12 protein-coding genes are annotated in these 12,859 nt (G+C 65.8%); 4 read left to right on the top strand and 8 right to left on the bottom strand.

Annotation, left to right across the window (positions count from 1 at the left end):
- Positions 1 to 4 precede the first annotated feature (4 nt).
- From ACQR03_RS08500 to ACQR03_RS08485, 4 genes are all read right to left on the bottom strand, one after another.
- Positions 5 to 931, bottom strand: a complete 927-nt coding sequence (locus tag ACQR03_RS08500) for an ABC transporter permease (protein ID WP_315711472.1) — start codon at positions 929 to 931, stop codon at positions 5 to 7.
- Between the two features lie 3 nt (positions 932 to 934).
- Entirely contained in the window at positions 935 to 2,044 is a 1,110-nt protein-coding gene (locus tag ACQR03_RS08495; RefSeq protein ID WP_434841187.1) for an ABC transporter permease, read from the bottom strand.
- Positions 2,041 to 3,150 (bottom strand): BMP family ABC transporter substrate-binding protein, encoded by a 1,110-nt coding sequence (locus ACQR03_RS08490; protein WP_315827194.1) that lies wholly within the window; start codon positions 3,148 to 3,150, stop codon positions 2,041 to 2,043. Before ACQR03_RS08490 ends, ACQR03_RS08495 begins: the two co-directional genes overlap by 4 nt.
- A 400-nt stretch (positions 3,151 to 3,550) precedes the next feature.
- Positions 3,551 to 3,706, bottom strand: coding sequence for a hypothetical protein (locus ACQR03_RS08485; protein WP_315711478.1), 156 nt, complete (start codon positions 3,704 to 3,706; stop codon positions 3,551 to 3,553).
- Positions 3,707 to 3,930: 224 nt separating this feature from the next.
- Between ACQR03_RS08485 and ACQR03_RS08480 the strand changes: the two genes are divergently transcribed.
- Positions 3,931 to 4,899: an SDR family NAD(P)-dependent oxidoreductase gene (locus ACQR03_RS08480; RefSeq protein ID WP_315711480.1), complete on the top strand. Its 969-nt coding sequence runs from the start codon at positions 3,931 to 3,933 to the stop codon at positions 4,897 to 4,899.
- A gap of 170 nt (positions 4,900 to 5,069) precedes the next feature.
- On the opposite strand, the gene ACQR03_RS08475 is transcribed toward ACQR03_RS08480, so the two are convergent.
- The 3 genes from ACQR03_RS08475 to ACQR03_RS08465 form a co-directional block, all read right to left on the bottom strand.
- Positions 5,070 to 5,546, bottom strand: a complete 477-nt coding sequence (locus ACQR03_RS08475) for a GcrA family cell cycle regulator (protein ID WP_316165185.1) — start codon at positions 5,544 to 5,546, stop codon at positions 5,070 to 5,072.
- Between the two features lie 86 nt (positions 5,547 to 5,632).
- Positions 5,633 to 5,830 (bottom strand): hypothetical protein, encoded by a 198-nt coding sequence (locus ACQR03_RS08470; RefSeq protein ID WP_006614936.1) that lies wholly within the window; start codon positions 5,828 to 5,830, stop codon positions 5,633 to 5,635.
- Between the two features lie 1,039 nt (positions 5,831 to 6,869).
- Positions 6,870 to 7,811 carry an acetamidase/formamidase family protein gene (locus tag ACQR03_RS08465; RefSeq protein ID WP_316203327.1) on the bottom strand — a complete coding sequence of 314 codons (942 nt, stop codon included), beginning with the start codon at positions 7,809 to 7,811 and terminating at the stop codon, positions 6,870 to 6,872.
- Positions 7,812 to 7,941: 130 nt separating this feature from the next.
- Between ACQR03_RS08465 and ACQR03_RS08460 the strand changes: the two genes are divergently transcribed.
- Entirely contained in the window at positions 7,942 to 8,730 is a 789-nt protein-coding gene (locus ACQR03_RS08460; protein WP_315755032.1) for a YdcF family protein, read from the top strand.
- Here ACQR03_RS08460 and ACQR03_RS08455 read toward each other — a convergent pair.
- Complete coding sequence (locus tag ACQR03_RS08455; protein ID WP_434841186.1) at positions 8,727 to 10,574, bottom strand: tetratricopeptide repeat protein; 1,848 nt, start codon at positions 10,572 to 10,574, stop codon at positions 8,727 to 8,729. The genes ACQR03_RS08460 and ACQR03_RS08455 overlap by 4 nt on opposite strands.
- 186 nt (positions 10,575 to 10,760) lie before the next feature.
- Between ACQR03_RS08455 and ACQR03_RS08450 the strand changes: the two genes are divergently transcribed.
- Together ACQR03_RS08450 and ACQR03_RS08445 are read left to right on the top strand one after the other, a co-directional pair.
- Positions 10,761 to 11,546, top strand: a complete 786-nt coding sequence (locus ACQR03_RS08450; RefSeq protein WP_315755029.1) for a DUF169 domain-containing protein — start codon at positions 10,761 to 10,763, stop codon at positions 11,544 to 11,546.
- Between the two features lie 131 nt (positions 11,547 to 11,677).
- Entirely contained in the window at positions 11,678 to 12,856 is a 1,179-nt protein-coding gene (locus tag ACQR03_RS08445) for a saccharopine dehydrogenase family protein (protein ID WP_315755027.1), read from the top strand.
- The last annotated feature ends 3 nt before the right edge of the window (positions 12,857 to 12,859 follow it).

Here is a 12,859-nt window from a genome sequence, read left to right as displayed (position 1 = left end):
GAAATCAGCGGGTGATGGACAATTCAGCCGGCGCGCCGCTCAGGGTGCGTTTCGGCGAGCAGGTGATGATCATGATCAGCAGCGTCAGGATATACGGCGCGGCATTGAACAAGTGATAGCCGGAGGTGACGCCGACGGATTGCAGCGCCGGTCCGAGCGCCGCAGCACCGCCGAACGCCAGCGAGGCCCACAGGCACAGCATCGGGTCCCAGCGTGCGAAGATCACCAGCGCGACCGCCGTGATGCCTTGTCCCGACGACAAGCCCTCGTTCCAACTGCCGGGATAGAACAGCGACAGGAACGAGCCGCCGATGCCGGCGAGGAAGCCGCCGGCCATGGTGGCGCGCAGTCGGATCATCAGCACCGAATGGCCCATCGCCCGCGCCGCGTCGGCGCTCTCGCCGGCAGTGCGGATCAGGAGGCCCCAGCGCGTGGTCTTGAATGCCCACAGCAGCAACGGCGCGAGTCCCACGCCAAGCAGGAACAGCACGTTGATGCGCAGCGCGGCGCGAACCTGCGCCACGTCGCTCCACCAGCCGAAATCGATCGCCGGCAGCCGCGCGGCGGTGGGCTCGATCAGCGGCTTGCCGAGGAAGAAGGCGAGGCCGGTGCCGAACAGCATCAGCGAGATTCCTACCGCGACGTCGTTGACGCGCGGCAGCGAGCAGATGCCGGCGTGGAGCGCGCCGAGCAGCGCGCCGGTGAGGCCAGCGGCGAGCACGCCTGCCCACGGCGATCCCGTGAGATAGGAGATGCCATAGGCGCTCATTGCGCCCATCACCAGGGTGCCCTCGAGGCCGAGATTGATGCGGCCCGAACGCTCGGTGATGCATTCCCCTAGGCTCACGAACAGGAACGGCGTGGAGACGCGGATGGCGCCGCCGAGCACCGCGAGCGGCACGGTCCAGAGCCCGATATTGCCGTCAGCCATGGATCAGGACTTTCCCTTGAGGAAACCGATGCGGCCGTAGAGCGCGTCGCTCGCCAGCACCGAGATGAAGATGATGCCCTGAAGCACCAGCACCGAGGCGTCGGGCAGGCCGAGCCGGCGCTGCAGCAGTCCGCCCGACGCATTGATGCCGCCGAGCAGGATCGCGACCGGAATGATGGCGAGCGGATTCTGCCGCGCCAGGAACGCCACCAGGATGCCGGTGAAGCCGTAGCCGACCGCGAGGTTGGCGTTGGTGCGGCCCTGCACGGCGGCGACCTCGACCATGCCGGCAAGGCCGGCGCAGGCGCCGGCGAGAAAGCAGACGGTGAGGATCAATTTGCCGACCGACAGACCGACGATCTTGGCGGCGCGGATGTTGCCGCCGGCGACGCGCGCGGCAAAGCCGAAGGTGGTATGGTAGATCAGCACATAGGCCGCGATGGCGGCAATCAGGCCGAACACCAGGCCCCAATGCACGTCGGTGCCGGGAATGCTGCCGATCATGTTGGCGGCGCCGATCTCGCGCGTCGACGGCTTGTTGAGGCTGGCCGGATCGCGCATCGCGCCTTCGACGAGATGGTTGAGGATCGCGAGCGCGATATACACCAGCAGCAGGCTCGAGATCGTCTCGTTGACACCGCGATACTGCCGCAAGGCCCCGGACAGCAGGATCCACAACCCGCCGCCGGTCATGCCGGCGATCACCATCGCGATCTGCACCACCAGCGGCGGCATCCCCTGCAGCGCCAGTGCCGCCGAGGTTGCCGAGAGCGCGCCGATCAGGAGCGCGCCTTCGCCGCCGATGATCACCATGCCCAATTGCGCGGGCAGGGCGGTGCATAGCGCTGTCAAAATCAAGGGAGCTGCCCGCGTCAGCGTGTTCTGCCAGGAGAACCAGGTGCCGAACGCGCCGTAATACATGTACCAATAGAGATCGAGCGGGTTCTTGCCGAACAGCGCGACGAAGATGCCGAACACGATGAGCGCGGCGACCAGCGCCGCGCCCGGGATGAGAATGTATTCAATGCTCGCGCCATGGCGTTGCAGGAAACCTGCGTCGGCGGCCGGCGCGATGGCGGCCGCATCAACCGGATCGGCCGCCTCTGATGTCACGATGTGGCTCCGATCACGCCCTCGACCAGGTAGTCCATCTTCTCGAGCTCAGGATCCTTCTGGCCGCGCTCGGTGCCGGCGGTGATCACGGTGTTGCCCTTGTTGTCCTTGATCGGGCCCTTGAAGATGGTGTAGCCCTCACCGAGGAACTTGCTCTTGATGTCGTCGGCATGCTTGCGCGCCTGCTCGGACACCGCCTCGCCATACGCCGAGATCTTGACCACTTCTTCCTTGAGGCCGCCGCGATAGAAGTTCGGAATGCTCTCGCCAGCCTGGAGCATCTTGACGAACTTCGGATACAGCGCTTCCCAATTCCATTCTGCGCCGGTGAGATACGCTTTCGGTGCCAAAGGCGACTGGTTGACGTGATAGCCGGTGACGAAGGCGCCGCGGCGCGCGGCATTCTCCACCATCGTCTTGGGGCCGTCGACATGGCAGGTCAGGACGTCCACGCCCTGGTCGATCAGGCTGTTGGTGGCCTCGGCCTCCTTGACCGGCATCGACCAGTCGCCGGTGAAGATCACCTGCGTGGTGGCCTTGGGATTGGCGAGCTTGGCGCCGAGCGTGAAGGCGTTGATGTTGCGCAGGACCTGCGGGATCGGCTTGGCGGCGACGAAGCCGAGCTTGCCGCTCTTGCTCGTATAGCCGGCGACGATACCGGCAATGTACTGCGCCTCGTCGATATAGCCGAAATAGGAGCCGGCGTTCTTCGGGTCCTTCTCGCTCCACAGGCCGCCGCAGTGCTCGAAGCGCAGCTTCGGATACTTCGCGGCCATCTTGATCATGTGCGGATTGTAGTAGCCGAACGAGGTCGGGAAGAGCAGGGTGGCGCCGTCGAGATTGATCATCGACTCGATCGTCTTCTCGACCGCGTCGGTCTCCGGCACCTTCTCCTCTTCGATCACCTTCAGCCCGGGCAGCTTCTTCAGCGCCGCCGCGCCTTGCGCATGCGCCTGATTGTAGCCGTAATCGTCGCGCGAGCCGACATAGATGAAGCCGATCGTCGTCTCCGCTGCGAAGGCCGGCCGCAGGCCCGCGGCTGCGCCGAGCGTCAGCGCCGCGCCACCCTGCAACAGGTGCCGTCGTGAAATCCTGCCAAAGTCCATTGGTGAGCTCCCTCGGCGGGTCGGTCCGCCCGCGCTGTCATCTCGGCTTCACCGCCACGGCGGAGCCTTGAAGGGAGTGATCGCAAGCTTTGTGCCAGCGGCGCGCGGGAAGGCAGGCGCACCAAGCTATTGAAATGGCACGATTTTGCAGATGATCGCAGCTTAGGCAGACGAATTTCCCGCCCGATATCAGCCTAAAATTTAGTCAATTGACTTTAATTGTATGCAACGAGTTCGACCGGATGGAACCTGTACCGCTGCCTGCGACGCGGCGGCGGCCTCCAGCTCAAAGCGGTGCAGAACGAACGTCGCGGCGAGGAGGAGCGGGGGCGCAATCGTCCTGCGCAGGCTGATCGCCGGCGGCGAGCCTTTTCATATCTGCTGCAGACCGTCTCGGGTCTCAGATCCCGAGCAGCCACACCGCGACGATGGTGCCGATCACTGCGAGCCCGCTGATCGTCCAGCCCGTCACATAGGCGCCGTCGTCAGATCCCGCGGGATCGACCATCGTGTCGCGCCAGCCTTCGTCCTGCCAGTGCCCCTGTTGGTACGCCATGCGAACCTCCTCGAGCCTGCCTCCCCGTGGAATAAGTCGGACGCCCCTCGAGAAGGTTCAACCCCAAGCTGAAATCTTCGTTGCATGCGCTGCAACGCAAATCCCCGACATCCCCTCTGGTCAGGCCGGCGAAACGTCCTAAGCTCGGAACGCGTTCCGCGAAGAGAACGAGCAGGTCGCCGGGACGGCATGGCCGTCCCGCAGCAGGGAAGGAAGACCATCCAATGAAGGATTTCGCCGGCAGGATCGCCGTGATCACCGGGGGCGGCACGGGCATGGGCCGCGAGCTCGCGCGCCAGCTCGTTGCCGAAGGCTGCAACGTCGCCATGTGCGACGTCTCGGCCGAGGCGATGGCCGAAACCAAGCGGCTGTGCGAGGCCGAGAAGCTGCCGCAGGGCCTGCGTGTCACCACCCATGTCGCCGACGTCTCGATCGAAGCCCAGCTGCAGCGCTTTCGCGATGAGCTCGCCGAGCAGCAGGCCACCGACAGGATCCACCTGCTGTTCAACAATGCCGGCATCGGCGGCGGCGGCAGCCTGTTCACCAACTCCCGGGAGCAGTGGGAGCGCACCTTCAACATCTGCTGGGGCGGCGTCTATCTCGGCGTCCGCACCTTTCTGCCGATGCTGCTGAAGGCAGACGAGGCCCATATCGTCAACACCTCGAGCGTCAACGGCTTCTGGGCCTCGGTCGGCATGGGCGTCTCGCACACCGCCTACAGCGCCGCGAAGTTCGCGGTGAAGGGATTTACCGAAGCGCTGATCAACGACCTCCGCCTCAACGCCCCGCACATCAAATGCTCGGTGGTGATGCCCGGCCACATCGGCACCTCGATCGTGTCGAACTCGCGCAAGGTGCAGAGCGGCACCGAGTCCGACGAGCTGAGCGAGACCGAGATCGGGCTTGCGCGCCAGCGCATGAAGGGCATGGGCATCGACGTCGCCGCCATGAGCGATGCCGACATCCAGGCTGCCGCCCGCGAGCGCGCCCGCAGCTTCCTCGAGGACGCGCCGACCACGGCGGCACAGGCGGCCAAGATCATCCTCGACGGCGTCAAGGCGGAGCAATGGCGCATCCTCGTCGGCGAGGACGCCAAGCTGCTGGACCTGCGCGTCCGCCAGTCACCGGAGCAGGCCTACGAGCCCGAGTTCTTCCAGCGCTTCGCGCAGGAGGCTGGGTGGAAGCTGGGGTAGGGCGGGTCCATTGGTGTAGTTGGGACGGGATCTCTCCCCCCGAGACGGTGAGCTCCCCTCCCCGCAAGGGGGAGGGGAGACGAGGCCGCCGCGCCGTCCCCGCAAAATGCGGAGACTAGGCAAAGCGTGAAAGCCATTAGGCCCGTAGGATCTTTGCTACGCCGCCCTCATTACCTCGACGACGCCACCCGGTACGCCATCCGCGTGTGGCTCGGGCAATACGGCAGCCCCTCGATCGGCTTCGATCCGCAGAAGCAGAAATCATCCGCGCCGGGCGTCGAGATCGGCCAGCGGCAGCGTTCCTTGGAGAGCTCGAACAGCGAGCAGCCATTCACGACGGTGCCGACCGGTTCCTCGACGATCGCAGGCGGCGGGTCGTTCTGGACCGCGCGCAGGATGCGGCGGCGCAGCTTCGGCACGGGACGGCGTGCGCCATCGCGTGTCGTCTCGCCGCGCACCACGCGCCTGGTGTCGCCGCCATTGTCGCGCGTCAGCGCCAGGCGGGAGATCTTGCCGATCACGGCGTTGCGGCTGACGCCGAGCTCGGCGGCGATCTCTCGGCAGGTCAGCCCGGCCTCAAAGTGCTGCTTCAGGGCCTGGAGCCGTTCCTCGGTCCAGGTGGGGAGTGTCTGTCGTTCGGCGGGCATTGTTGTCGCTTCCAAGTTTGATCCGTCCTGGATCGTCCTGGCCGACGGCTGCACCGAAACTGTTGTCCGCGTTGCGTGTCCCTAGCTTACGCCCGTCCGTTGTCGCGAATCGACAGCAGCCCATCCTTGATGGCGAGCCGGATGCCTTCTTCAATCAACGTTCTGCAGACACCCGGAACGCTGGTGCCGTGGGTTCCCTGTTTCACGAGCTTTTCGAGATAGCCGATGGTTGCCAGGGCTAGGGTTACGGGGATGCGGTCAGTTTCGGCTTTTTCCGTCGCCATGCCTAAAAGCTAGTCCGTAACCGGTGTACAGAAAAGTAACTTTTTAGACTCTATTAGGAATCCAATAGGTTGTACAGCGGCTTGGGGATAACTGGTTAAGATATTGAATTTTATCGAAATATGACGAATCGGCGAGGTCGCGACGGTGACTCTCCGCCCGCTCGGCGAGTCCGGGGCCGGAATGGTACGGGGAAGCACGGGCCGGGAAGATTCGCGTGAGCCGCGGTGCCCGATGGTCGCTTCAACCACCGCCGTGCCGCGGCGCCTGCTTCGGGATCCCCTTGGTGAATTTTCAGCAGAGCAGGTAGACGGGTCATCACGGTCACGGCGAGAAAAGTTCGTCATTCCAGAAATAACGCTTTCGCTTTTCCGGAAATTGTGCTTTAGTGCCGCCATCCCGCCTCGGCCGGAGGGGCGTTGCGCGCGATCGTCACGACACGCGAGGCGGGGAGCGATGGCCGTGATGGAGCCGCAGCGTATCCTCTCGGGTGCGCGGACGAACGGCTCGGCGCGGACGTGAAGTCGCAGCGTGCTGACACCCCGACGCTGGTGTTATCCGCGCAACGCGCTCTGCGCGTTGTCGCGATCGCGACGAGGCTTCGCCTCGCGCGGAGGTGGCCAACAAGCCCGGCGCACCAGGCAGACTGCGTATAAGCGTGAAGACCATCGCGCAGGGAAGGCCGGGCGTTCTCGGCTGCACCTGTGGTACCTGCCGCCTGCATTTTTTCTCGCAGGCGGGCCGCAGGCGCCAGCCGGCGCCTGGCCTTCCCTGCGCCCTCCGACATTTCAGAGGGTGAGATCTGCAGCATGACCCGGGCAGGATCTGCCGCGGCAGCGCGACGTCACGCGTCGTTCGATGCGCTCCCTCGCGCGGCATCAATGGCGTCGTCCCCGCGAAGGCGGGGACCCATAACCCCAGGGAGCAGTTGGCTTGCGCAAGTCCAACCACCTCGCGTCACGACTTGGTTCGGTGGTTATGGGTCCCTGCGTTCGCAGGGACGACAGCAGTGTGTTTGGCCCGACGCTCAGCCCTGTCTTCTCACCCGTGCACCACCGCCTTCGCGATCATACAATGAATGCCCTTGGAGCCGTTGACGGTCTGGGTCACCCGCAGGTCGGCGGCGAGGCTGCACAGCGTGTAGGCGTCCTCGCGCGACAAATTGCGCTTCTCGCCGAGCAGCACGATCATGTCGCGCAGCGCCTTCACCGCGCACTGGTCGAGGTCAGGGTCCATCGCCATCGTCATGTAGTGGGTGGCCGTCTCGGCGCGCGGATAGTCGAAGTTGAGATCCTTGCGCACAGTGAGACGGAAACGCCCCTGCAGCGCGGTCTCGATCGCGGTGACGCAGACCTCGCCGTCGCCCTGCACGCCGTGGCCGTCGCCGCAGGAGAACAGCGCGCCCGGCACGAACACCGGCAGATACAGCTTGGCGCCGGCGCCGAGCTCCTTGTTGTCGAGATTGCCGCCCATCGCACGCGGGATCAGCGAGGTGATGCGGCCCCAGGCCGGCGGCGGCGCCACGCCCATCACGCCGAAGAACGGCGCCAGCGGCAGCTCCAGGCCCCACGGCAGCTTGCCGACCATCCGGTCCTTGTCGAGCGGGATGTTCATCAGCCGGCTCTCGTGGAAATCGTCGGGCAGGGTGCCCGCCAGCGGCCGGATGAAATTGTAGCCCCAGTCCTGCCGCAGCTGGACGTCGAGGATCTCGACCTCGAGCACGTCGCCGACCTCCGCGCCCTTGACCGCGATCGGGCCGGTCAGGATGTGGCCGGGCACCATGCGCTCGCTGCGGGCGTGGACGTCGAACAATTCCGGCGGCACGTGGAATTTGCTGGTGTCGGGCACCACGTCGGGCCCGCCGCTGATCGAATCGATCGTGACCTCGTCACCGCTGTCGATCGTGAGCACCGGCTTCAGCCGGGATTCGAAGAAGCCCCAATGGCAGGTCTCGGGGCTCGCGTGCAGATGGTGATGGGCCATGGTCCTCTCATTCGTACCGGTTCGGGACCGAGCATAGCGCATCCGCTGGCCGCCGCAGAGAGATGGCGACGCATGGCCGCTGTCGTGTATGAGGGCGGCCGTGGCACCTCACTCCGCGCCGGAGTTCGCAATGTTCTTTGTGCTGTCGAAGACGCTCGGCCTGCTGGCACTGCCGACCAATTTCATGATCGCGCTGGGCCTCGCAGGCGCCATCCTGATGCTGACCCGGTTTGCCGTGCTGGGGCGCAGGCTGGTCGTCTCGGCCATGCTGCTGCTGGCGATCGTCGGCCTGACGCCGCTCGGCAGCCTGATGCTCTATCCGCTGGAGAGCCGGTTTCCGAAATGGGACCCGGCTAATGGCGCGCCCGACGGCATCATCGTGCTCGGTGGTCCCGTCGATTCCGACCTGTCGGTCATGTACGGCATGCCGGTGACGGTGGCGGGCGCCGACCGGGTGATCCAGGCCGCCGCGCTGGCGCGGCGCTATCCGAATGCGCGCATCCTGTTCACCGGCGGCAGCGCCAACCTGATCGCGACAGAGGCCAAGGAGGCCGATGTCGGCGCCGAGATCCTGCTCAGCCTCGGCGTGCCGAAGGAGCGGCTGCTGCTGGAGCGGCAGTCGCGCAACACCTACGAGAATGCGATCTTCTCCAAGGCGATGATCTCTCCGAAGCCGGGCGAGCGCTGGCTGCTGGTGACCTCGGCCTATCACATGCCGCGTTCGGTCGGGCTGTTCCGCAAGGCCGGCTTTCCGGTCGAGCCCTATCCGGTGGACTGGCGCGTCGGCCGCGTGCTCGACTTCGACGGCATCTCGCTGCTCGGCCTGCGGCGCGCCGACATCGCCGTGCGCGAATGGGTCGGGCTCGTGGCCTACCGCCTGCGCGGCCGCATCGACGATCTGTTTCCGGGACCGGCCTAGGCAATCGTCTTGCTGAAGCCCGCCGCTTTCGCCGCCAGCTCGCCGCGCACGCGCGCGACGACCGGCTCGTAGCGGCAGCTCGAATCCTGCCGGAACAGCCGCGCGCTCGGATACCACGGGCTGTCGTCGCGATCCCTGAGCCAGCGCCAGTCGGCGAGGTGGGGCAGCATGATCCAGGTCGGCCGTCCGAGCGTCGCGGCGAGATGCGCGACGCTGGTGCAAACGGTGACCACGACGTCGAGACAGGAAATCAGCGCCGCGGTCTCGACGAAGTCGGTCAACTCGACGGTAAGGTCGCGGATGCCGCTCTGCTGCGCCAGCACCGCCTTGTCGGCTGGCCGCAGCTCTTTTTGCAGGCTGATGAAATCCGCCCCGAGATCGAGCAGCGGCAGCAGGGTCGCAAGCGGCATCGAGCGGTTGCGATCGTTGCCCTGATGCGGATTGCCGGACCAGACGAGGCCGACCCGCAGCCGGTCATGCGCTCCGAGCCGCCGCTCCCAGGCCGCGATGCGCTCGGCCGGCAGTGGCGGGAGATAGCTTGGCGGTGGAATGGTATCGAGCGTGGTGCCGAAGGCCAGCGGCAGGCTCATCACCGGGCAGTGCATGTCGAAGACCGGCCGCTGCAGGTCCGGCGCGTAGGCGAGGCATTGCGTCACACCGTCGATGCCGGCCATCAGCGGCCGCAGCGCCTCGCGCACCACCAAGATCACCTTGGCGCCGCGCGCGGCGACCATCGGCACGTAGCGGGCGAACTGGATGGTGTCGCCGAAACCCTCGTCCTCCTCGATCAGGATGGTCTTGCCGGCGATGTCCTCGTGGCCCAGCCATTTGGACTCGGCAAAGCGCGGATAGTCGATCGAGAAATCCGGCATGGCCCAGCGCGCCTCGCGCCGGGCCCAGCCGGAGACGAAGTCGCCGCACTGCAGCTCGATATGCGCGAGCTGCCACGCCGCCTTGGGATGATCGGGGACGAGCGCGAGAATCTGCCGGTAGACGGCAGCAGCATCCTCGAAACGCAGGAGCTGCATCAGCGCAAAACCCTTGTTGAGCAGCACCTCGACGAAGTCCGGCCGCAACGCCAGGGCCTGATCGAACCACGGCAGCGCCTCCGCGCTGCGGCCGAGACAGACAAAGGCATCACCGAGATTGTTGCAGACCATCGCCTCGGTCGGCGCCAGCGCATGCGCGCGTTCACAATCGGCCAGATACGCGTCGTAGTGTTTGAGCTCGCGGAGGCACCGGGCGCGCATCTGCAGCGACTGCAGGTCATTCGGCTGCTGCGTCAGGCAGATGGTGAACGCCTGGGCGGCTTCCTCATAACGCTGCTGCTGATGCAGCAGCAGGCCGCTCTGGAACGCGGCCTCGCGGTGCGAAGGATCGATCGTCAGCGCGTGCTGATAGCTCAGCAGCGCCTCGGCGCCACGGTCGAGCGCCAGCAGCACGCCGCCCATATGCTTCCACAACTCGGCCTCGTCGGGCTTGAGCTGGATCGCCTTGTCGAAGACGGCGAGGGCGTCGTCGAGCCGGCCCATCTGCTTCAGGGTGAAGCCGAGGCTGGTGAGATAGTCGATCTTCGGCGTCTGTCGGATCGCGCGCGAGAACCACGCAACGGCATGGTCGTGCTGGCCGGTCTGCAGCGCGATGATGCCCATCAGCGCAAGGCTGTCGGCGTGGGCCGGGTCGGCCGCCAGCGCCTGCTCGCAGCACATCTGGGCATCGAGCAGACGCCCTCCGCCGAGGTGATGCAGTCCCGCCTCGTAGAGCGCGGCGGGCGACAGCACGAGCGTTCCGCCGGGGCCGGCCGTTGCGCTCTTGGCGCCTTCCTTCCGGTCGCTGCGGGTCATCGACTGATCCTGTCCGAGGATCGAAAATTCATAAGTGATTCCCGTAATATCGAGAAGGATCATGGTATGGCGGGCGAGCCCGGAGGGCGGAAATACTGGCATCACGCGGTGCGAGGGTCTAACAAGCGCCCCGAAGTCGAACCACGCATTGGACCGGCAGGCGGTGCGGTAGGGAGGGAGCGCCACATGCAACAGCCGAACGGGACGGACAGGCTGGATCTGGCGGCCATGGTGGCCGATCTCAACGGCCTGCTGCGGCTGAAGACGACCGTGATCGGCATCAAGATGTTCGCCCGCGTCGAGGACATGGAAGAGGTGGAGAAGATCCGCCGGCCCAACGCGGTGCACACCACCGACCAGATCGTCAGCATGGCCTCGCGGCTCGGCTGGACAGTCGGCATCACCGGAGATGATCTGGTCGGCGCGCAGTGCCGCGCGGTGATCGGGCTCGGCCCGCAGGACGACACCTGGCTCGAGGGCGCGAACTATGTCGGCGTCTGGCACGGCACGGCGGAGGACGCGCGCAAGCGACAGGAGGCGCTGGATGTCGTGCCGTTCGGCCGCTACCAGGCCATGGCCGTCAGCCCGCTGTCGAGCGGCCGGCTGGATCCGCCGGACATCTGCCTAGTCTATGCGACGCCGGGACAGATGATCATCCTGATCAACGGCCTGCAATATGTCGGCTACAAGAAGTTCGAATGGGGCGTCGTCGGCGAGACCGCCTGCGCCGACTCCTGGGGACGCGCGCTGAAAACCGGCGAGCCGAGCCTGTCGCTGCCATGCTTCGCCGAGCGCCGCTATGGCGGCGTGCCGGACGAAGAGATGCTGATGGCGCTGAAGCCATCCGATCTCGCCAAGGCGATCGCCGGCATGAAACAGCTTGCCAGGAACGGCCTGCGCTACCCGATCGCCCCCTACGGCATCCAGAACGACGTCCGCGCCGGAATGAATGTGTCTTATGGAAAAAAGTAGACCCGCAAACTCCGTCATTGCGAGCGCAGCGAAGCAATCCAGGGCTGAGGACGGGACTCTGGATTGCTTCGTCGCTGCGTTCCTCGCAATGACGGGGCACTAAAATCGCAGCTGATCGCTAGGGAACAAGAATGACGTCATCCAAGTTCGATATCATCGTCTATGGCGCGACCGGTTTCACCGGGCAGCTCGTCGCTGAATATTTGGCCACGCAATATCGCGGCGACAGCTCGCTGCGCTGGGCGATGGCTGGTCGCAGCCTCGACAAGCTCGCGTCCGTGCGCGATGCGATCGGCGCGCCCGCCGATACGCCGCTGATCGCGGCCGATGCCGCCGATCCTGCATCCCTAAAGGCCATGGTGGCGCAGACGAAGCTGGTGCTGACCACCGTCGGTCCCTATCAGCTCTATGGCAACGAGCTCGTCGCGGCCTGCGCCGAGACCGGCACCGACTACGTCGATTTGTGCGGCGAGCCGGTGTGGATGCGGCAGATGATCGACAAGCATCAGGCCACCGCCGAGAAGAGCGGCGCGCGCATCGTGTTCTCCTGCGGCTTCGATTCCGTGCCGTTCGAGCTCGGCGTCTATTTCGTGCAGCAGCAGGCCAAGAAGGTGCTCGGCGCCGCAGCGTCGCGTGTGAAGGGCCGCGTCCGCGGCATGAGCGGCACGCTCTCGGGCGGCACCGCGGCGAGCGCCAAGGCGACCTTCGATGCGGTCGCCAAGGATCTGAGCCTGGTCGTGATCCTCAAGGACTCGTTCGCCCTGACGCCCGGCTTCAAGGGTCCGAAGCAGCCGTCGGGCAACAAGCCCGTCTATGAGGAAGATCTGCAGTCCTGGACGGCGCCGTTCATGATGGCGCTGATCAACACCCGCAATGTCCACCGCTCCAACATGCTAATGGGTTTTCCCTACGGGCAGGACTTCGTCTATGACGAGATGGTGCTGACCGGCCCGGGCGAGAAGGGCGAGGCCAACGCCAAGAAGGTGATGGCGGCGAATGCCGAGAAAACCGGCCCCAACGCGCCGAAGCCGGGCGAGGGTCCCTCGAAGGAGGAGCGCGAGAACGGCTACTACAATCTTCTCTTCGTCGCGATAGCCCCCGACGGCCGCCAGGTCCGCGCATCCGTGAAGGGCAACCGCGATCCCGGCTACGGTTCGACCTCGAAGATGATCAGTGAATGCGCCGTCGGCCTGTTGCGCGACGGCGCCGGCGTGAAGGGCGGGTTCTGGACCCCGGGCGCGGCGCTCCGCGACAGCCTGATCCAGCGGCTGGTGGACCACGCCGGCCTGATGTTCACGGTGGAGGGCTAAGAG

Origin of the sequence: Bradyrhizobium sp. HKCCYLS3070 (assembly GCF_051167575.1) — a bacterium.
In the GTDB taxonomy this organism is placed as follows: Bacteria; Pseudomonadota; Alphaproteobacteria; order Rhizobiales; family Xanthobacteraceae; genus Bradyrhizobium.
This window is presented reverse-complemented; position numbering and strand designations above follow the sequence as displayed.